We start from the raw sequence: 17,802 nt of genomic DNA on the forward strand, positions 1-17,802 counted from the left end.
CGGCGGCGGGACGAGCATCCCTGTACGCCCCCGCGTCGCGTACCTGGTCACCCGCCCGGCGACCGTGATCGGCGGGCGGTACCGTCCACGTCGTGGGAAAGACGTACGAGGGCGGCGTGCCGCTCGCCGAGGTGGTCCGGTCCGGGTTCGTGGAGGGCGTGCACCGGGGGTCGGTGGTGGTGCTGGACGCCGCCGGGGGGCCGGTGGCCGCCGCCGGGGACGTGACCTCTCCGGTGTTCCCCCGCTCGTCGAACAAGCCGATGCAGGCGGTCGGCATGGTCCGCGCCGGTCTGCCGTTGACCGACCCGGCCGACCTGGCCCTCGTCTCGGCCAGTCACGCGGGCGAGGAGTTCCACCTCGCCCGGGTCGGCGCGCTGCTGGCGCGGGCCGGGCTCGACGAGTCGGCACTGCACTGCCCGCCGGACCTGCCGGTCGGCGACGACGCCCGTGCCGCCGTGCTGCGGGCCGGCGGTGGCCCCACGCGTACGCAGATGAACTGCTCCGGCAAGCACAGCGGGATGCTGTTGACCTGCCGGGCCGCGGGGTGGCCGCTGGAGGGCTACTGGCGGCCTGAGCACCCGCTCCAGCAGCGGCTGCGGGAGGCGGTCGAGGAGTTCACCGGCGAGCCGGTGGCGGCGACCGGTGTGGACGGGTGCGGCGCCCCGGTGCTCGCCGTGTCGTTGACCGGCCTCGCGACGGCGTACCTCCGGCTGGTCTGCGCCGAGCCCGGGTCGGTGCCCCGTGTGGTGGCCGATGCGATGCGGACCCACCCCGAGATCGTGGGCGGTACGCAGGCCGACGACACCCGGCTGATGCGCGGGGTGCCGGGGCTGCTCGCCAAGGTCGGTGCCGAGGGCGTCATCGCGGCGGCGGTGCCCGGCGTCGGGGCGGTGGCACTCAAGATCGACGACGGTGCCGGCCGCGCCCGGATGCCCGTGCTGGTCTCCGCGCTGCGCCGGCTCGGGGTCGCCGCGCCGGTACTGGAGGAGTTCGCCGAGGTACCCCTGTTCGGCGGCGGCCTCCCGGTCGGCTCCACCCGCCCCGTCTGGTAACCCCCCCCGCCCCCCGCCCCCCCCGGCCCCCGCCGGCCCCTGCGTCGATCATGAAGGTGGCGGGTGGTCCGGCGATCAACTCACCCGCCAGCTTCATGATCAACAGGCGATAGGTGGCGCCAACGGGCGATAGCAACGGGTGGTGGGTGGGCCCGGGGTGGTCAGGGGAGGAAGTCGAGCAGGGCGGCCGTCACCGGGGTCGGGCGCTCGAGCGGGAGCAGGTGGGCGGCGTCCGGCACGTCCGGTAGGCGGATCGCCCGGGGTGCCTCGGCGGCGATCCGGTCGGCCAGTCGGCTGATGTCAGGAACGTCGTCCGCCCCGGCGGTGACCAGGACGGGCATCCGCAGTTCGGCGAGGCGGCCGATGGCGGGCGGGTCGAGGTCGGCGACGTCCACCGCGCTGAGCGCCTGCTCGGCGGCGAGGGCCCGCAGGTCCATCTGGTGCGCGAGGGCGATCAGGTCCGGGTCGACGTCCTCCGGGCGGCGACCGGGGCCGACCACCCAGAACCGCACCTCGGCGGCGGCGTTGGCGGGGAGGTCGTCGTCGTCCAGGTCGCCGATCAGGATGTCCCACAGGTCGTCTGCCTCGGCGGACCACTCGTTGCCGGAGACCGCCGTCCCGAGCAGGGCCAACGCCGTCACCCGGTCCGGGTGGGCGAGGGCGGTGTCGATCGCCACCGCGCCACCGAACGAGCAGCCCACCAGGGCGGCGCGCTCGACGCCCAGTGCGTCCAGCAGCCCCACGACGTCGTCGTGGTGGGCGAAGGGCGCGGGCGGCAGTTCCGACTCGCCGTAACCGCGCAGGTCGAGTGCGATCACCCGATGCCGGGACGCCAGCGCGTCGACCTGCGCCCGCCACATCCGGCGGTCGGCGATTCCGGCGTGCAACAGGACGACGGGCGTGCCATCGCCGGCGACGTCGTACGCGAGTCGTGCCCCGTTAACCATGATCTCAGCCATCGCGGGCACGGTAGGGATCCGGACGGCGGGGGCGCAAGGGGATTGCTGAGACGCTGCTAACTCTGGCTAGCGTTCCGCTTGCAGGAGCTAGCACTGGGAGATAACGTCGAGGTATGGCTACTGGTAAAGACCTTCCCGACGTCGGCGGGTTCATTCGTGACCTGCGCCGGAACGCGAAGATCTCGCTCCGGCAGCTCGCCGAGCAGGCGGGGGTCAGCAACCCGTACCTGAGTCAGATCGAGCGTGGGCTGCGCAAGCCCAGCGCCGAGGTGCTCCAGCAGCTCGCCAGCGCGTTGCGGGTGTCGACGCCGGCGATGTACCTGCGGGCCGGGCTGCTGGACGACAAGGAGGGGCAGGGGGTCCTGGCGGCGATCGCCGTCGACCCGGACCTCACCATGGCGCAGAAGCAGTCGCTCACGCAGATCTACGAGACGTTCCGCCGGGAGAACGCGCGGCTCGCCGAGGCGACCGCGGCCGCCGGCGGCGCGACACCGACCACCACCGAGGAGGTGGCGGGCCCCGCGACGCCGCCCGGATCGGCTCCGGACCTGGCCAACGCCGCCGCCACCGGGCCGACGACACCGGAGGGCACGCCCACCGAGGCGGTCATCGAATCGGTCGCCGTCACGGAGTCCGGCTCCGCACCCGCCCCGACCCCCGCGAAGAAGGCCGTCCGCCGGGCGGCCCCGAAGGCCGCCGGTGCGGCCGAGGAGGAGAAGTCATGACCACCCAGCCGAAGACCAACCGCATCCCGGCCCCGCTCTACGCCGCCGCCGGCGCGGGCGAGCTGGCGTACCAGCAGCTGCGCAAGCTTCCCGCCGTGGTGGGCGGCCTGGGCACCCGGGTCGTCGCCGACCTCGGCGGCAAGGCCGTCGTCACCGGCGTCGAGCTGCGGCAGAAGGCCGACGAGACGCTGCGTACCGCGACGGTGACCGCCGAGGGCCTGCGCCAGAAGGCCACCACCGACCTGGACCTCAGCCGGCTCCGCGAGGCCGCCGACCTCAAGCGCGTCCGCGAGGCGGCCGACCTCAACCGGCTCCGTGAGGTGGCCGACCTCGACAAGCTGCGCGAGGTCGCCGTCCGCAACGCCGCCGTCGTGGTCGCCGGCGCGCACGCCGCGCAGGAGCGGGCGCTCGCCGCGTACGGTGCGCTGGTCGCCCGTGGTGAGCGGGTCGTCGGCGCCGGCGTGCTGGAGGCCGCCGAGACCGTGAACGCCGACATCGACGCCACCGAGGGTGCGACCGCCGCGCCGGCCGCCGCCGAGGTGCCGACCCCGGCCGAGGTCGCCGAGGTGGCCGAGGCCAAGCCGGCCGCCGTGAAGAAGCGGGCCACCAGGGCCACCGCCAAGCCGGCCACCCCGTCGGCGAAGCTGCCGCGCGCCACGAAGCGGACCCGCCCGGCCGCCGAGTGACCTGCCGGAGAAGTGACCCGGGTACGTCCTGTCGGACGTACCCGGGGTCACCGGCATAAGCTTGCCGTCATGGCCACTGCCACGCCGATCTTCGCCTTCGCCGTCCGTGACGTGATCGAGCTGATCCTGCTCGTCTTCGCGCTGATCGTCCAGGGTGTAGCCCTGGTGCACGCCATCACGCAACGGTCCGACGGGTTCACCGCGATCGGCACCCTGCCCAAGGGTGGCTGGGTCGCGATCCTCGCTGTCTGCCTCGTGCTGACCCTGCTCGGCTTCGGCCCGATCAGCCTCTTCGGACTGATCGGCATCGCCGCCGGGCTCATCTACCTGCTCGACGTTCGGGTCGGCCTGCGCGACCTCAGCGACGGCCGAGGATCCTGGTGAGGGGTTTCCGCTGGCCCCCACCGCCGGACGGCGGTCCCCGCACCTGGGGCCCCGGCCCGGGAGCTCCCCGCACCGGCCGTCCGGCCCTGCCCGAGCCGGAGACGGACCTGGTCACCACCCCGCACGGCGTACGCCTGGAACAGCTGGTCACCGGCGCCGGTGACCCGGTCACGGTGTTCGCGCACGGGCTGGGCAACGGCATCGCGACCACCCGACCGTTCGGCAGCGGCGTGGCCGGCCGCAAGATCTTCTTCCAGTTCCGCGGTCACGGCCGCTCCGACGCGCCGGCCGGCCCGTGGAGCTACACCGACCTCGCCCGCGACCTGCGCGCGGTCGCCGACCTCGGCGGCGCCACCCGGGCGTTCGGCGCGAGTCTGGGCGCCGGTGCGCTCAGCCGCCTGCTCATCGAGAGCCCGCACCGGTTCGAGCGGCTGGTCTTCTTCCTGCCGGCGGTGCTCGACCGGCCGCGCGGCGAGGTGGCCCGGGAACGGCTCACCGCGTTGCTCGACGCGGTCGAGAGCGGCGACGCGGCCACGGTCGCGGACGTCGTGCAGGTGGAGCTGCCGCCGGCTGTGCGGAACACGCCCGCCGGCTGGGCGTACCTGCGGCAGCGCCTCGACCAGCTGCTGCGGGACGGTCTCGCGCCGGGCCTGGCCAGCCTGCCCGACTCGGTGCCGTTGCGGGACGCCGGTGCGCTGGCCGCGGTGACCGCGCCGGCCCTCGTGATCGGGTGCGCGGGCGACGACCTGCACCCGGTCGAGGTCGCCGAGCAGCTCGCGGCGGCGCTTCCCCGGGCCACCCTGCACGTGTACGACCGGCCGGGCGTCCTCTGGACCGACCGCGCCGACCTGCGGGAGCGCGTGTCGGGCTTCCTCAACGAGTAGCCTGCGGTGGCATGGGCGTCACACACCACGGCCGTACGCACCGGCTCGACCTCGCCGACCCGACCCTGCGCGAGTGGGAGTGCACCGTCCTGCTCGCCGACCCCGAGCAGGGCATCGTGCTCGACCGCTCGGCCTTCTACCCGGGCGGTGGCGGGCAGCCGCCGGACCACGGCGTCCTGCTCTGGCAGGGCGTGCAGACCCGCATCGTCGGCACCCGCAAGGGCGACGACCTCTACCTGATCCCGGCCGAGGGTGACCCGTTGCCGCCGCCCGGCACGACCGTCACCGGCGCCGTCGAGGACGAGCGGCGCACCCGGCTGATGCGCACCCACTCCGGCCTGCACGTGCTCTGCGGCGTGGTCTTCCGCGACTTCGGCGCGCTCGTCACCGGCGGGAACATGGAAGCGGGGGAAGCCCGGATGGACTTCAACCTCCCCGAGGTGCCGCCGGACTTCAAGACCCGCATCGAGGAACTGGTCAACGCCGAGGTCGCCGCGGACCGGGCGGTGGCCGTCCGGGTGCTGCCCCGGGCCGAGGCCCTCGTCCTGCCGGACATCATCCGCACCCAGTCCAACCTGATCCCGCCGGACGAGCAGGAGGTGCGGATCGTCGACATCGTCGGGCTGGACGTGCAGGCCGACGGCGGCACCCACGTGGCCTCCACCGCGCAGATCGGCAAGGTCCAGGTGGTCAAGGTGGAGAGCAAGGGCCGCGCGAACCGCCGGGTCCGCGTCCGGCTGGTCGACTGAGGACGTACGCGCAATGGCGATCTTGTCGAAAGGTTGCCATCAGGTGAACAGGTGACGAGGATCTCCGAAGGATCGGTCCCCGGCCTCGCCGGCCGGGGCCCCGGCGACAAAGGAGTCCCCCGATGCCTGATCTTGACCGGCGTACGTTGCTGCGCGGCGCGGCCGCCGCGGCCGGCGGCGCCGTCCTCGGCGGTCCGTTCCTCGGGTTCGTGGCGCGTGGCGAGGCCGGCGCGGTCGGCCGGCGTCCGGCACCCGACCCGGTTCTCGGGCCGGTGCCGGACCTGCGCGACGGCACGGTCCGCCTGCACCTGCCCGAGGGCTTCCAGTACCGGTCGTTCCACGACACCGAGTTCCCGGTGGTCCTCGACGACGGCACCCGGCTGCCGGGCCGCCACGACGGCATGGGTGCGTTCCGTGGCCGTGGCGGCACGGTCCGGCTGGTCCGCAACCACGAGGTGAACAACCCCGGCCCCGCCTTCGGTGACGCCTCCACCGCCTACGACCCGATGGCGCAGGGCGGCACCACCACGACCGAGGTGACCCGGTACGGCGAGGTCCGCCGCTCCTGGACCAGCCTGAACGGCACGATGATGAACTGCTCCGGCGGCGTCATGCCCTGGGGCAGTTGGATCACCTGCGAGGAGACGGTCAACGGGCCGGACGTCGGCCCGGACTTCACCGGCACCTCCAACGTGCCGCTCACCCAACCGCACGGCTTCATCTACGAGGTACCCGTCGACGGGCGCTCGGACGGACAGCCGATCACCGCCGCCGGCCGGTTCGCGCACGAGTCGGTGGCGTACGACCCGCGCGGCGGGCACCTGTACCTCACCGAGGACAACTTCGGCTTCCCCTCCGGCTTCTACCGCTACACCCCGCCCCGGCACCCGAGGTCGTGCGGGCGGCTGATGGACGGTGGCCGCCTCCAGATGCTCGCGGTGCGCGGTCGACCCAACCTGGACCTCGCCGCGGCGCAGCCGCGGCACGCCGCGTACCGGGTGGAGTGGGTCGACATCGACGACCCGGCACCCCGGTTCCCGTACACGCCGGGCGAGGTCGCGCCCACCACCAACGAGCAGGCGCTGACGTACGTCTCCCGGCAGGGCTGGGAACGGGGCGCCGCCTACTTCTCCCGGCTGGAGGGGTCGGCGTACGACGACGGCGTCGTGTACTTCACCGCCACCCAGGGCGGTGGCCCCGCCGAGACCTCGACCGGCCCGATCGCCGACGGGTACGGCAACGGGCACGGCCAGGTGTGGGCGTACCACTGCCGGTCGCAGGTGCTGCGGCTGGTGTACGAGTCGCCCGGGCCGGACGTGCTGGACTTCCCGGACAACGTGACCACCAGCCCGCGCGGCACCCTGGTGGTCTGCGAGGACAACGTGAACGACAACTACCTGCGCGGGCTCACGCCCCGTGGCGAGTTGTTCGACATCGCGCTGAACCGGCTGGTCAGCAGCACCGGCGCGGACCGGTCCAACGACGAGTTCGCCGGCTCCACGTTCAGCCCGGACGGGCACACCCTGTTCGTCAACATCCAGGCGAGCCGGGGCATGACGTTCGCGATCTGGGGCCCCTGGCACCGGATCGGGGTCTGAACCACCGGTCGTGGGGGTGGCGGTTCCACCCCCACGACCGGGTCAGCCGCGCAGTTCGGCGGGCAGGTGGGCGGCGCGGACGTCGAGCAGCCAGCGCTCCACGGTCGCCTCGTCCGGGCGGTCCGGCAGCGGCGTCCGGATGCCGTCGAAGTCGCGTTCCGCCTCCGCCAGCAGCGCCCGGGCCGCCTCGATGTCACCGCCGGCCACCCGCTCGCCGAAGGACCGGTACCACTGTGGATCCGCGAGCCGGATCTCCAGCACGGCGGTGGCGTAGAGATGCCGGCCCTGGTGCACCAGCCGGGCCAGGTGCCGGGCGTGCTTCGCGGTGCGCCGCCGCACGTCGGACGAGAACGTCCCGTCGCCGCGCGACTCCAGCTTGCGGAACTGCCGGGACGCGTACCCGAGGAAGGCGTCGCGGACCCGCGGCGCGGACAGGAACGCCGACCGGATCGCGATGAGCCGCTCGCCGAACTCCGTCCGCGTCTCGTAGCAGTCGTCGGGCAGCCACATCAGCTCGGTGGCGGTCGGGTTGCCGCTGAGCGCCAGCTTTGCGTACTTCCCGCATTCGTGCAGGGTGACGTCCGGGTGGGTGGTGACCACGGACTCCTTCGGCGGGTGCAGGCCGTGGAACGCGACGGTGGGCGCGGCGAACACGCCGATCCGGTCGACGTCGGAGCCCGGCCCGGCCAGCCCGTACGCGACCGAGCCGACGATCCCGGAGAGCAGCAGGTGCATCCGGCGAGCATGCCGCACGACACCCGGTCACGAAACCGGACTTCGGATGTCAGGTTTTCCTGACAGGGTCGGACGCATGACGACGAAACCGCTGACAGGGAAGGTCGCGCTGGTCGCCGGCGCGACCCGGGGCGCCGGCCGGCAGATCGCCGTGCAGCTCGGCGCCGCCGGCGCGACCGTGTACGCCACCGGCCGCAGCAGCCGCACCACCGGCCGCTCGGAGATGGACCGCCCGGAGACCATCGAGGAGACCGCCGAGCTGGTGACCGCCGCCGGCGGCACCGGCATCGGCGTACGGGTGGACCACCTGGTCCCCGACGAGGTCCGCGCGCTGGTCGAGCGGATCGACGCCGAACAGGGCCGGCTCGACGTGCTGGTCAACGACGTCTGGGGCGCCGACCCGCTGATCACCTGGGAGAAGCCGGTCTGGGAGCAGCCGCTCGACGACGGCTTCCGGGCCCTGCGGCTCGCCGTGGACACGCACATCATCACCAGCCACTTCGCGCTCCCGCTGCTGATCCGCCGCCCGGGCGGGCTGGTCGTCGAGATGGGTGACGGCACGAAGGCGTTCAACGAGGACCGGTACCGGTTGTCGGTCTTCTACGACCTGGCCAAGGTCTCGGTGACCCGGCTGGCGTTCGCCTGGGGGCACGAGCTGAAGCCGCACGGCGGCACGGCCGTCGCACTGACCCCGGGGTGGATCCGGTCCGAGGCGATGCTGGAGCACTTCGGCGTCACCGAGGAGAACTGGCGGGACGGCGCCGCCAAGGACCCGCATTTCCTCATCTCGGAGACCCCGGCCTTCGTCGGGCGCGCGGTCGCCGCGCTGGCCGCCGACGAGGACCGGGCCCGCTGGAACCAGGCCTCTGTCTCGGCCGGGGAGCTGTCCCAGGTGTACGGGTTCACCGACGTCGACGGCAGCCGGCCGGACGCCTACCGCTACATCGCAGAGGTGGTCGAGAGGGACCGGCCGGCGGACGTGACCGGCTACCGCTGACCGGTGCGTGCGGGCGGCCCGGCGTCACCCCGGGCCGCCCGCGTCGCCGGCCTCGTCCGCGTAGAGCGCCGCGCTGCGCCGGGCGGCGTCGGCCAGCCACGCCCGCAGCTCGGGCGGATCGAGCACCTCCACCTCCGGTCCCATCCCGAGCAACTGGGTGTACGCGACCTGGGGCGACTCGACGGGCAGCCGGGTCACCACCCACCCCTGCCCGTCGGGCTCGCCGGCGGCGGCGAGCGCCTCGTCGTACCCGAAGGGAGCGTCGGCGAGGAAGCGGAGCCGGCGCAGGCCGGCGGGGCTCAACCGGATCGTCACCTCGGCCCGGAGCATGCTCCGCAGGAACGCCTCGGCCTGCTCCCGCCAGTACGCGGCCAGGTCGAAGCCGGCGTCCCGGTCGAAGGTCCCCGCGCCCACCTCGACGTGGGTGACCCGGTCCACCCGGTAGGTGCGGTACGCGTCAGCGACCCGGCCGACCAGATACCAGACGCCGCTCTTGAGGACCAGCCCGTACGGGTGCGCCTCCCGCTCGACCTCCCGGTCGCCGCGCCGGTAGCGCAGCCGGACCGCCCGGTCCCGCCAGACCGCGCCGGCCAGCTCGCTCAACCAGGGCGGCGGCCCGGCCTCGCGGAACCAGCCCGGCACGTCCAGGTGGAACCGCTGCCCGGTGCGGACCGGCGCGTCGCGCAGGCTCGGCGGCAGCGCGGCGAGCACCTTCAGCTCGGCGGACGCCACCGCGTCGGCCAGCCCCATGTCGCCGGCCGGTCCCGGCAGCCCGGCCAGGAAGAGCGCCTCCGCCTCGTCCCGGGTCAGCCCGGTCAGCCGGGTCCGGTAGCCGCCCAGCAGCCGGTAGCCGCCGGCGCGACCCCGGTCGGCGTAGACCGGCACCCCGGCGGCGGACAGCGCCAGCACGTCGCGGTAGACGGTGCGCTCGGAGACCTCCAGCTCGCGCGCCAGCTCCGCCGCCGTCATCGTCTCCCGCGACTGCAGCAGCAACACCAACGAGATCAACCGCGCCGCCCGCACCCGCCCATTGTGTAAGGAAGGGCACCCTGTTAACGCCTCCGGTAGAGGAAGGGACCCCTGTTAACAGGTGGACGGCTTCCGTGCGCCGGCGGGCGCTAGGCTCGGCGACCGTGAGCACACCCCGTGATCTCGGCGCCCCCGTGACCGGGGCCGCCGGTCGGTTCCTCGCCGGCGTCGGGCTGTTCCTGCGCGGGCTCGGCCTGTACGTCCGCAGCCCCGGCCTGATGCTGCTCGGCGTCGTGCCGGCGCTGATCTCCGGGGCGCTCTTCGTCACCGCGTTCGCCACGCTGGTGTACTTCGTGGACGACCTGGCGGCGCTCATCACGCCGTTCGCCGACGGTTGGTCGACCACCTGGCGCAGCCTGGTCCGGGTGGCGGCCGGCCTGGCCCTGCTCGGGTTGGGTGGCCTGCTCGCGGTGGTCGCCTTCACCGCCGTCACCCTGGTCATCGGCGACCCGTTCTACGAGAAGATCTCCGAGCGGGTGGAGGAGCGCCTCGGCGGTACGCCGAACGCCGTCGACGTGCCGTTCTGGTCGTCGCTGCGCCGCAGCGTCGTCGACTCGCTGCGGCTGGTCGGGCTGTCGGTGCTGTTCGGCGTACCCCTGTTCGCCGCCGGCTTCATCCCGGTGGTGGGCCAGACCGTGGTGCCGGTGCTCGGCGCGGCGGTCGGCGGCTGGCTGCTCGCGATGGAGCTGACCGGCGCGCCGTTCCAGCGGCGCGGCAAGCGGCTGCCGGACCGCCGCGCCGCCCTGCGGGCGGACCGGCCGACCGTCCTCGGCTTCGGGACTGCGGTCTTCGTCTGCTTCCTGATCCCGCTCGGCGCGGTGCTGCTCATGCCGGCCGCCGTCGCCGGCGCGACGCTGCTGGCCCGACGTGTGCTCGGCCAGCCGACGGAGGGCTGACATGGAGATCACCCTGGTCGAGGGCGACATCACCGCCCAGCGGGTGAACGTGATCGTCAACGCCGCCAACTCGTCGCTGCTGGGCGGTGGGGGAGTGGACGGCGCGATCCACCGCCGGGGCGGCCCGTCGATCCTGGCCGAGTGCCGGCAACTGCGGGCCACCCGGTACGGGCGCGGGCTGCCGACCGGGCAGGCGGTGGCGACCATCGCCGGTGACCTGCCCGCGCGCTGGGTCGTACACACGGTGGGGCCGGTCTGGTCGGCCACCGAGGACCGCTCGGAACTGCTGCGTAACTGCTACGCGAACAGCCTGCGGGTCGCCGACGAGCTGGGCGCGGCGACCGTCGCGTTCCCGCTGATCTCCGCCGGGGTGTACGGCTGGCCGCTGGAGGACGCGGTGCGCCAGGCGCTGTCGGTGCTGCGGTCCGCCACCCCGGCGCACGTCACCGAGGCGCGGCTGGTCCTGTTCGGCGCGGACACGTACGCCACGGCCCGGCGGGTCACCGACGAGGGCTGATCCGCACTACTGCGTTTCCTCGTCGGCCAGGCGCCGGCCTCGTCGTTCCGCGTACGCGCGCACCTCGGCGGCGTCCCAGATGCGGCCGACCGTCAGGGTGTCGATGGGGGCGGGAAAGTCCGGTCGGTCGACCAGGATCGCGGCGCGCTGGCGCGAGACGCCGAGGAAATCAGCGACCTCTGCCAACGCCATGACTCGCACGGGCGGACCCTCCGGTGACACGGGTAGGCAACCTGTCATCGGAGGGGGTGACTATCTGTCAACATGCGATCGCCGAACGTGGGGGCATGCCCGTACGCCGTACCTGCAAACCTGTGCCGCTCGCCCCACGCCACCGCCGGACCTGGCGCACGCTGTGGCGTCGCTGTTCGTGTGGCCTCCCGGCCCCGTGCCCTGACCGGTTCGCATCGGTGCCGGTTGAGGGGAGCCGGCGGAGGTGACGTCGATCGCGGTCGGTCGGACGATCCGGGTTCGTGAGGACGCCTACAAGTTCGGCACCGGCACCCTGACCCTGGTCATCACCGAGATCATCAGCAGCCAGGTCATCGACGGCGCGATCTGGGCGCAGCTCAAGGGGCGAGAGGTCCGCCCGGACTGGTCGCTCGCCGTTCGTGAGCGGTACGCCGCCGTACGGCTCGACGCGGTGACGGCGATCGAGCCGGGGAGGGTGGGGTGACCCGCCGCCGCGTGGAGCATCTCCCGTCTCGGCCGACCTGGCGCTGTTCCGCCTGCGGTATCGCCTGGCCCTGCTCACCCGCGAAGCTGCGCCTCCTCGGCGAGTACCGGAACGATCGCACCGCCCTGTTGATCTACCTCGCCACCCTGAAGACAGAGGCCGCCGAACATCTCGTCGAGTTTGGTGGCACCCTGCCGAACAACCTGGCCGACCGCTTCATCTACTGGGCCCGCGCTCGGTAAGTCAGGCCGTCTCGCGGAGGCAGCTCCACTGGGAGGCGACCGGGCGGTAGCCGAGGCGCTCGTTGATCGCCAGCATCGGGGCGTTCGCCTCGTCGTTGCCGGTGTACGCGACGGTCACCCCGTTCGCCGCGGCCCGGTGCAGGGCGGCGATCTTCGCGGCGCTGGCCAGCCCGCGTCCCCGGTGCTCCGGCATGGTGCCGGTGTAGTCCGACCACATCCGCGCGCCGTCCCGCTTGACCAGGCTGATCGCGGCCAGGACGCCGTCGACCTCGACGCCCGTGCTCGCCTCGCGGTCCAGGCCGACGTTGTCCCACGTGTCGGCCCGCCAGTGCTCGTACGTCATGGCGTCGGAGGCGATGTCGTTGGGCTCGTCGGCGGAGGCGGCCAGCTCCACCTCGTACACCCGGCGCGGGTCGACCTCGGCCAGGCAGAGCAGGCGCACCCCGGGGGGAGCGGCGGGCAGCGGCGGCAGCGACCCGAGGTCCAGCGCGGAGAAGCGTTCCTCCCGGCTCGGCGTGAAACCGCGCCGCCGGGCGAACGGCAGCGCCTCCGGCATCGTCCGACCGCGCAGCAGCGGGAGCCGGAGCGGGGCGAGGTGGTCCAGGGCGGTGTCCAGGAGCGCGCCGCCGATGCCGCGTCTCCGGTGCTCGGGATGGACGTGCAGCAGCGAGATCTCGCCCACCGGCCGGCTCGACCCGGCGTTGCGGAACGCCGACACCCAGCCGACGACCTCGCCGTCGACCTCGGCCACGAACGCCGTCCAGTGCTGGTCTCTCGGTGGTTGGGCGATCATCTGCCGGGTCGACGGGACACCGCGCACCAGGAACGGCAGGACGTGGGTGCGCAGCGCGACGACGGCGGGCGCGTCGTCCGGGACGGCGGGGCGGACGCGCACTCAGCCCTCCACCGGTACGGCGGCGACGGCCTCGACCTCGACGAGCTGGTCCGGGTAGCCGAGGACGGCCACGCCGAGCAGGGTGCTGGGCGGGTCGTGGTCGCCGAAGGCGTCCCGGACGACCTGCCAGACCGCCACCAGGTCGGGGCGGTGCGCCGACGCGACGTACACCGTGGTCTTGACGACGTCGGCGAGGCCGGCGCCGGCCGCGGCGAGCGCGGTCTCCAGGTTGGCCATCACCTGCCGTGCCTGGGCGACGTGGTCACCGGGGGCGACGGTACGGCCGTCGGTGTCCAGCGGGCACGCGCCGGCGGTGAAGACGAGGCGCGCCGGCGGCTCGACCGTGGCGACGTAGGCGTACTCGGCACCGGCGAGCGCGGGAACGTGAAGGAGATGGGGCACGGCCCGACGCTAGCCCCGCCCCGGCGGACGCTCGACCCAATTTCGAGGTGTTAACAGGGGGCCCTTCCTCTACCGGAGGCGTTAAGAAGGGGCCCTTCCTTTCACGCGGACTCGCGGAGGATCAGCTCCGTGGGGAGGATTACCGCGGGGTCGATCGGGTCGCCGGCGGCCAGGCGCAGCAGTTGCCGGGTCATCTGCCGGCCGATCTCCTGGATCGGCTGACGGACGGTGGTGAGCGGCGGTTCGGTGTACGCGGCGGTCTCGATGTCGTCGAAGCCGATCACCGCGACGTCGTCCGGCACCCGCCGTCCCGTCTCGCGCAGCGCCCGCATGGCGGCGTGGGCCATCAGGTCGGACGCGGCGAAGACCGCGTCCACATCCGGCTGCTCGGCGAGGAGCTGCCGCATCGCGGCCGCCCCGGACTCGCGGGTGAAGTCACCTAGGGAGATCATCTCGGGTAGGCCGGCGGCGGCCACCGTCTCGCGGTAGCCGCTGAGCCGCTCGATACCGGCCACCATGTCCTGCGGGCCGGCGATGGTGGCGATCCGCCGCCGTCCGCTGTCGATCAGGTGCCGCACCGCCCGGCTCACCCCGCCGACGTGGTCGACGTCCACGTACGGCACGTCTTCGTCGCCGAGCGGACGGCCGCTGCACACCACGGGGATGCCCAGCCGGGCCAGCCGGCCGGGCAGCGGGTCGGCACCGTGCAGGGAGGCGAACAGCACCCCGTCCACGTGCCGGCCGGTGGTGTACCGCTCCACCCGCTCGTGCCCGGCCGGCGAGCCGGCCAGCATCAGCACCAGCTGCTTGTCGGCCGCCTCCAGTTCCTGGGCCGCCCCTCGGATGATGCCGGGGAAGACCTGGTCGTCGGAGAAGACCCGGGTCGCCGCCTCGGGCATGACCAGCGCGATGGAGTCGGTCCGCTGGGTGACCAGGCTGCGCGCGGCCAGGTTCGGCACGTATCCCAGTTCGGCGACCGCGCGGCGTACGGCCTCGCGGATCGGCTCGGCGACGGTGGTGGAGCCGTTCACCACCCGGGAGACGGTGGCCCGGGAGACACCCGCCCGGCGGGCCACCGCCTCGAGCGTCGGTCGTTGCGCCGTCGTCATCGCCGTACCCCCGCTCGTCACAGCCCGTTCCGGGAGATCACCTCCTGGTACCAGCGGGCGCTCGCCTTCAGTGTGCGCCGCTGGGTCAGGTAGTCGACGTGGACGATCCCGAACCGCTTCCGGTACCCCTCGGCCCACTCGAAGTTGTCCAGCAACGACCATACGAGATAGCCGCGCAGGTCCACCCCCCGGGCGATGGCCTCGTGCGCGGCGCGCAGGTGCCCGTCGAGGTACGCGATCCGGTCGGTGTCGACGATCTCCCCGGCCGGGTCGTTCCCGGTCTTGTCCGGGTACGCCGCTCCGTTCTCGGTGACGAGCAGCGGCACTCCCGGGTAGTCGGCGGCGAGGCGTTCCAGCAGCCGGGTGAGCCCGGCCGGCTCGATCATCCAGCCCATGTCGGTGAGCGGGCCGGCGGGCGGCAGGAACTCGACCGCGCCGTCGGTGCCCGGGTACGCCTCGTTCCCGGCGCCGCCCGGCCGCCCGGCGACGTAGGTGGGCGAGTAGTAGTTCACCCCGAGCAGGTCGATCGGCGCCGCGATCAGCTTCTCGTCCCCGTCCCGGAGGAACGTCGGCTCGACGATCCGTGCGGTGTGGTCCAGCACGTCGTCCGGGTAGGCCGCGCGCAGCAGCGGGTCCAGGAAGATCCGGTTCTGCAGGCCGTCGACCAGGCGCACCGCGGCGGCGTCCGCCGCGCGGTCCGGGTCGGCCGGGCGGATGTCGCCGGTGTTCAGCGTGATCCCCACGGTCGCCGCGCCCGCCGCCCGCAGGGCCCGGGCCGCGAGGCCGTGCCCGAGCAGCAGATGGTGTACGGCGGTGAAGGCCGCGCCCGCGTCCCGCACCCCGGGTGCGTGCACCCCGTTGCCGTATCCCAGATAGGCCGAGCACCACGGCTCGTTGAGCGTCGTCCAGGTGCGCACCCGGTCGCCGAGCCGGGCGTGCACGACGGTGGCGTACGTGGCGAAGTGTTCGGCGGTCTCCCGCGCGGTCCAGCCGCCCCGGTCCTCCAGCGCCTGCGGCAGGTCCCAGTGGTAGAGCGTGACCAGCGGGTCGATGCCCCGGGCGAGCAGCGCGTCCACCAGCCGGTCGTAGAAGTCCAGGCCGCGCGGGTTGACCGGGCCGGTGCCGTCGGGCTGGATCCGGGGCCAGGCCACCGAGAAGCGGTACGTCCGCAGCCCGAGTTCCGCCATCAGGGCCACGTCGTCGGCGTACCGGTGGTAGTGGTCGCAGGCGACGTCACCGGTGTGGCCCTGGTGGACCTTGCCCGGCGTACGGCTGAAGGTGTCCCAGATCGACGGGCCGCGGCCGTCGTCGCGGACCGCGCCCTCGATCTGGTACGCCGCGGTGGCGGCGCCCCAGCGGAAGCCCTCGGGAAATCGCAGCTCACTCACGCCTTGACCGCACCTTCCATGATCCCGCCGATGATCTGGCGGCCGAACAGGACGAAGACCAGCAGCAGGGGCAGCGTCGCGATGGCCGTGCCGGTGAACACCTGCGACATGTCCTGGTAGTACCCGTCGGACAGGGCCCGCAACGACAGTTGCACGGTCGGGTTCTCCGGGTCGTTGAGCACCGCGTACGGCCAGAGGAAGTCGTTCCAGGTGGTCATGAACGTCAGCAGGCCGAGGACCGCGGCGGCCGGGCGGAGCGCCGGCAGCACCACGTTCCAGTAGATGCGGGCCGTGCCGCAGCCGTCGACCCGGGCGGCCTCGATCAGCTCGGTGCTGACCGCCTGCGCCGCGTACTGGCGCATCATGAACACCCCGAACCCGGTGACCAGCGCGGGGACGATCACGGCCGGCAGCCGGTCGTTCCAGTTCAACTTGGTCATCAGCAGGTACAACGGGATGACGCCGAGCTGGGTGGGCACCATCATCGTCGCGATGATGACCATGAGCAGGGCGTTGCGCCCCCGGAACCGCAGCTTCGCGAAGGCGAACCCGGCCAGGGTGGAGAAGAAGACCACCGACACGGTGACGGTGGTCGCCACGATCGCCGAGTTGATCAGTCCGGTGAGGAAGTACGCGTCGGTGTTGGCGAACAGCCGGGAGATGTTCGCGCCCAGGTTGCCACCGGGGGTGACCGGTGGCGGGAGTTGGCCCATCGCGTCGCTGGACCGGCTCGCCACGACGAACATCCACCAGATCGGGAAGATCGAGGAGAACGCGGCGACCACCAGGGCGCCGTACGTGAGCGGGCTGGCCCGCCAGAGCCGGCTCATCCCCGGCCTCCCTTCCGGCCGCCCGTGCGGGGTCCCGCGTCGGTGCCGAGCCGGCGGATGATCAGCACGTTGACCACCGCCACGACGGCGATGAGCGCGAACAGCAGCCACGCCACGGCGGAGCCGTACCCGAAGTTGTAGTACGGGGCGAACGCGTTCTCGAACATGTACATCGTCACCGTCTGGGACTCCCGGGACGGCCCGCCGCGGATCGCGTTGGTCCCGGCGTGGAAGAGGCGGGGCTCGGTGAAGAGTTGGAGCCCGCCGATGGTGGAGATGATGACCGCGAAGATGATCGTCGGGCGGAGCAGCGGGACGGTGATCGACCAGAACTGTCGGGCCCGGCTCGCCCCGTCGATCGCCGCCGACTCGTACAGGTCGCGGGGGATGGCCTGCATGGCGGCGAGGAAGATCAGCGCGTTGTAGCCGGTCCACCGCCAGTCCACCATCGTGGAGATGGCGACCCAGGAGGCGACGCGGTTGGCCTTCCAGTCGATCGCGTCGACGCCGACCAGGTCGAGCAGCCAGTTGACCATGCCGAACTCGCGGCCGAACAGCACCCCGAAGACGATCGCCACCGCGGCGGTGGAGGTGACGTTGGGGACCAGCACGGCCATCCGCCAGCCGGTCCGGGCGCGGAGCTGCCGGTTGAGCAGGTTGGCCAGCCAGAGCGCGGCGAGCAGCTGCGGCACGGTGGAGATGACGAAGATGCCCAGCGTGTTGACGACCGCGTGCCAGAAGTCCGGGTCGGCCAGTAGCCGGGTGTAGTTCTCCGCGCCGACGAAGGTCGGCTCGGTGCCGAGCAGGTCCCACTCGTGCAGGGATACCCAGAGCGTGTACGCCAGCGGGTACGCCCCGAAGACCGCGAAGAGCAGGAAGAACGGGGCGATGTAGAGGTAGGGCGACCAGCGCGCGTCGAACCGGCTGAGCCGGTAGGAGCGGGTGGGCCGCACGGGTGGTGCCGCCGCCACGGGCGGCCGGGCGTCAAGCTGAACGCTCATGCCCGGGTACTCCTTTCCACGCCGCCCGCTCCCCACCGGCCGGGTTCG

General features: G+C 73.1%; 22 protein-coding genes. 12 read left to right on the plus strand and 10 right to left on the minus strand.

What is annotated here, in order from left to right:
• Window positions 1-92: 92 nt before the first annotated feature.
• The gene (locus GKC29_RS07145; RefSeq protein WP_155330070.1) at window positions 93-1,052 is read left to right on the plus strand and encodes an asparaginase; all 960 of its coding nucleotides are present in this window, start codon (window positions 93-95) and stop codon (window positions 1,050-1,052) included.
• A 161-nt stretch (window positions 1,053-1,213) separates the two neighbouring features.
• Here the strand turns inward: GKC29_RS07145 and GKC29_RS07150 are convergent, their stop codons facing one another.
• Complete coding sequence (locus tag GKC29_RS07150; RefSeq protein WP_155330071.1) at window positions 1,214-2,011, minus strand: alpha/beta fold hydrolase; 798 nt, start codon at window positions 2,009-2,011, stop codon at window positions 1,214-1,216.
• A gap of 113 nt (window positions 2,012-2,124) precedes the next feature.
• Here GKC29_RS07150 and GKC29_RS07155 point away from each other — a divergent pair, with 113 nt between their 5' ends.
• From GKC29_RS07155 to GKC29_RS07180, 6 genes are all read left to right on the plus strand, one after another.
• Complete coding sequence (locus GKC29_RS07155; RefSeq protein ID WP_155330072.1) at window positions 2,125-2,736, plus strand: helix-turn-helix domain-containing protein; 612 nt, start codon at window positions 2,125-2,127, stop codon at window positions 2,734-2,736.
• Window positions 2,733-3,422 (plus strand): hypothetical protein, encoded by a 690-nt coding sequence (locus GKC29_RS07160; RefSeq protein ID WP_155330073.1) that lies wholly within the window; start codon window positions 2,733-2,735, stop codon window positions 3,420-3,422. Before GKC29_RS07155 ends, GKC29_RS07160 begins: the two co-directional genes overlap by 4 nt.
• Window positions 3,423-3,491: 69 nt before the next feature.
• On the plus strand, window positions 3,492-3,806 hold the full coding sequence (locus GKC29_RS07165; RefSeq protein WP_155330074.1) for a DUF2516 family protein: 315 nt from the start codon (window positions 3,492-3,494) through the stop codon (window positions 3,804-3,806).
• On the plus strand, window positions 3,803-4,690 hold the full coding sequence (locus tag GKC29_RS07170; protein ID WP_155330075.1) for an alpha/beta fold hydrolase: 888 nt from the start codon (window positions 3,803-3,805) through the stop codon (window positions 4,688-4,690). Before GKC29_RS07165 ends, GKC29_RS07170 begins: the two co-directional genes overlap by 4 nt.
• An 11-nt stretch (window positions 4,691-4,701) precedes the next feature.
• Window positions 4,702-5,439, plus strand: a complete 738-nt coding sequence (locus GKC29_RS07175) for an alanyl-tRNA editing protein (RefSeq protein WP_155330076.1) — start codon at window positions 4,702-4,704, stop codon at window positions 5,437-5,439.
• A 122-nt stretch (window positions 5,440-5,561) separates the two neighbouring features.
• Window positions 5,562-7,037 (plus strand): PhoX family phosphatase, encoded by a 1,476-nt coding sequence (locus GKC29_RS07180; RefSeq protein ID WP_155330077.1) that lies wholly within the window; start codon window positions 5,562-5,564, stop codon window positions 7,035-7,037.
• A 42-nt stretch (window positions 7,038-7,079) separates the two neighbouring features.
• On the opposite strand, the gene GKC29_RS07185 is transcribed toward GKC29_RS07180, so the two are convergent.
• The gene (locus GKC29_RS07185) at window positions 7,080-7,772 is read right to left on the minus strand and encodes a DNA polymerase beta superfamily protein (RefSeq protein ID WP_155330078.1); all 693 of its coding nucleotides are present in this window, start codon (window positions 7,770-7,772) and stop codon (window positions 7,080-7,082) included.
• A 76-nt stretch (window positions 7,773-7,848) separates the two neighbouring features.
• On the opposite strand from GKC29_RS07185, the gene GKC29_RS07190 reads away from it, so the two are divergent.
• Window positions 7,849-8,769 (plus strand): SDR family oxidoreductase, encoded by a 921-nt coding sequence (locus tag GKC29_RS07190; RefSeq protein WP_155330079.1) that lies wholly within the window; start codon window positions 7,849-7,851, stop codon window positions 8,767-8,769.
• Between the two features lie 24 nt (window positions 8,770-8,793).
• Here the strand turns inward: GKC29_RS07190 and GKC29_RS07195 are convergent, their stop codons facing one another.
• Window positions 8,794-9,792, minus strand: coding sequence for a YafY family protein (locus tag GKC29_RS07195; RefSeq protein WP_155330080.1), 999 nt, complete (start codon window positions 9,790-9,792; stop codon window positions 8,794-8,796).
• Window positions 9,793-9,902: 110 nt separating this feature from the next.
• Here GKC29_RS07195 and GKC29_RS07200 point away from each other — a divergent pair, with 110 nt between their 5' ends.
• Window positions 9,903-10,694, plus strand: a complete 792-nt coding sequence (locus GKC29_RS07200) for an EI24 domain-containing protein (protein WP_155330081.1) — start codon at window positions 9,903-9,905, stop codon at window positions 10,692-10,694.
• 1 nt (window position 10,695) lies between these two features.
• Complete coding sequence (locus GKC29_RS07205; RefSeq protein ID WP_155330082.1) at window positions 10,696-11,211, plus strand: O-acetyl-ADP-ribose deacetylase; 516 nt, start codon at window positions 10,696-10,698, stop codon at window positions 11,209-11,211.
• 6 nt (window positions 11,212-11,217) lie between these two features.
• On the opposite strand, the gene GKC29_RS07210 is transcribed toward GKC29_RS07205, so the two are convergent.
• Window positions 11,218-11,403, minus strand: coding sequence for an AlpA family transcriptional regulator (locus GKC29_RS07210; protein ID WP_230688947.1), 186 nt, complete (start codon window positions 11,401-11,403; stop codon window positions 11,218-11,220).
• 244 nt (window positions 11,404-11,647) lie between these two features.
• Here GKC29_RS07210 and GKC29_RS07215 point away from each other — a divergent pair, with 244 nt between their 5' ends.
• Window positions 11,648-11,887 carry a hypothetical protein gene (locus GKC29_RS07215; RefSeq protein ID WP_155330084.1) on the plus strand — a complete coding sequence of 80 codons (240 nt, stop codon included), beginning with the start codon at window positions 11,648-11,650 and terminating at the stop codon, window positions 11,885-11,887.
• The gene (locus tag GKC29_RS07220) at window positions 11,884-12,129 is read left to right on the plus strand and encodes a flavin reductase (RefSeq protein ID WP_155330085.1); all 246 of its coding nucleotides are present in this window, start codon (window positions 11,884-11,886) and stop codon (window positions 12,127-12,129) included. Before GKC29_RS07215 ends, GKC29_RS07220 begins: the two co-directional genes overlap by 4 nt.
• Window position 12,130: 1 nt before the next feature.
• Here GKC29_RS07220 and GKC29_RS07225 read toward each other — a convergent pair whose 3' ends face one another.
• The 6 genes from GKC29_RS07225 to GKC29_RS07250 all read right to left on the minus strand — a co-directional run bounded on the left by GKC29_RS07225 (window position 12,131) and on the right by GKC29_RS07250 (window position 17,754).
• Window positions 12,131-13,024, minus strand: coding sequence for a GNAT family N-acetyltransferase (locus GKC29_RS07225; RefSeq protein ID WP_155330086.1), 894 nt, complete (start codon window positions 13,022-13,024; stop codon window positions 12,131-12,133).
• On the minus strand, window positions 13,025-13,426 hold the full coding sequence (locus tag GKC29_RS07230; RefSeq protein ID WP_155330087.1) for a RidA family protein: 402 nt from the start codon (window positions 13,424-13,426) through the stop codon (window positions 13,025-13,027).
• 101 nt (window positions 13,427-13,527) lie between these two features.
• The gene (locus GKC29_RS07235; protein ID WP_155330088.1) at window positions 13,528-14,535 is read right to left on the minus strand and encodes a LacI family DNA-binding transcriptional regulator; all 1,008 of its coding nucleotides are present in this window, start codon (window positions 14,533-14,535) and stop codon (window positions 13,528-13,530) included.
• Between the two features lie 17 nt (window positions 14,536-14,552).
• Window positions 14,553-15,923 (minus strand): GH1 family beta-glucosidase, encoded by a 1,371-nt coding sequence (locus tag GKC29_RS07240; RefSeq protein ID WP_155330089.1) that lies wholly within the window; start codon window positions 15,921-15,923, stop codon window positions 14,553-14,555.
• Complete coding sequence (locus GKC29_RS07245; protein WP_155330090.1) at window positions 15,920-16,753, minus strand: carbohydrate ABC transporter permease; 834 nt, start codon at window positions 16,751-16,753, stop codon at window positions 15,920-15,922. Before GKC29_RS07245 ends, GKC29_RS07240 begins: the two co-directional genes overlap by 4 nt.
• Window positions 16,750-17,754 (minus strand): carbohydrate ABC transporter permease, encoded by a 1,005-nt coding sequence (locus GKC29_RS07250; RefSeq protein WP_155330091.1) that lies wholly within the window; start codon window positions 17,752-17,754, stop codon window positions 16,750-16,752. Before GKC29_RS07250 ends, GKC29_RS07245 begins: the two co-directional genes overlap by 4 nt.
• Window positions 17,755-17,802: the final 48 nt, after the last annotated feature.

It is taken from the genome of Micromonospora sp. WMMC415 (genome assembly GCF_009707425.1).
In the GTDB taxonomy this organism is placed as follows: domain Bacteria; phylum Actinomycetota; class Actinomycetes; order Mycobacteriales; family Micromonosporaceae; genus Micromonospora.

Coding starts and splice junctions, on each gene's coding strand:
- GKC29_RS07150 (WP_155330071.1), bottom strand. CDS start 2,011: ATGGCTGAGATCATGGTTAACGGGGCACGACTCGCGTACGACGTCGCC.
- GKC29_RS07155 (WP_155330072.1), top strand. CDS start 2,125: ATGGCTACTGGTAAAGACCTTCCCGACGTCGGCGGGTTCATTCGTGAC.
- GKC29_RS07160 (WP_155330073.1), top strand. CDS start 2,733: ATGACCACCCAGCCGAAGACCAACCGCATCCCGGCCCCGCTCTACGCC.
- GKC29_RS07165 (WP_155330074.1), top strand. CDS start 3,492: ATGGCCACTGCCACGCCGATCTTCGCCTTCGCCGTCCGTGACGTGATC.
- GKC29_RS07175 (WP_155330076.1), top strand. CDS start 4,702: ATGGGCGTCACACACCACGGCCGTACGCACCGGCTCGACCTCGCCGAC.
- GKC29_RS07180 (WP_155330077.1), top strand. CDS start 5,562: ATGCCTGATCTTGACCGGCGTACGTTGCTGCGCGGCGCGGCCGCCGCG.
- GKC29_RS07185 (WP_155330078.1), bottom strand. CDS start 7,772: ATGCACCTGCTGCTCTCCGGGATCGTCGGCTCGGTCGCGTACGGGCTG.
- GKC29_RS07190 (WP_155330079.1), top strand. CDS start 7,849: ATGACGACGAAACCGCTGACAGGGAAGGTCGCGCTGGTCGCCGGCGCG.
- GKC29_RS07205 (WP_155330082.1), top strand. CDS start 10,696: ATGGAGATCACCCTGGTCGAGGGCGACATCACCGCCCAGCGGGTGAAC.
- GKC29_RS07210 (WP_230688947.1), bottom strand. CDS start 11,403: ATGGCGTTGGCAGAGGTCGCTGATTTCCTCGGCGTCTCGCGCCAGCGC.
- GKC29_RS07235 (WP_155330088.1), bottom strand. CDS start 14,535: ATGACGACGGCGCAACGACCGACGCTCGAGGCGGTGGCCCGCCGGGCG.
- GKC29_RS07245 (WP_155330090.1), bottom strand. CDS start 16,753: ATGAGCCGGCTCTGGCGGGCCAGCCCGCTCACGTACGGCGCCCTGGTG.
- GKC29_RS07250 (WP_155330091.1), bottom strand. CDS start 17,754: ATGAGCGTTCAGCTTGACGCCCGGCCGCCCGTGGCGGCGGCACCACCC.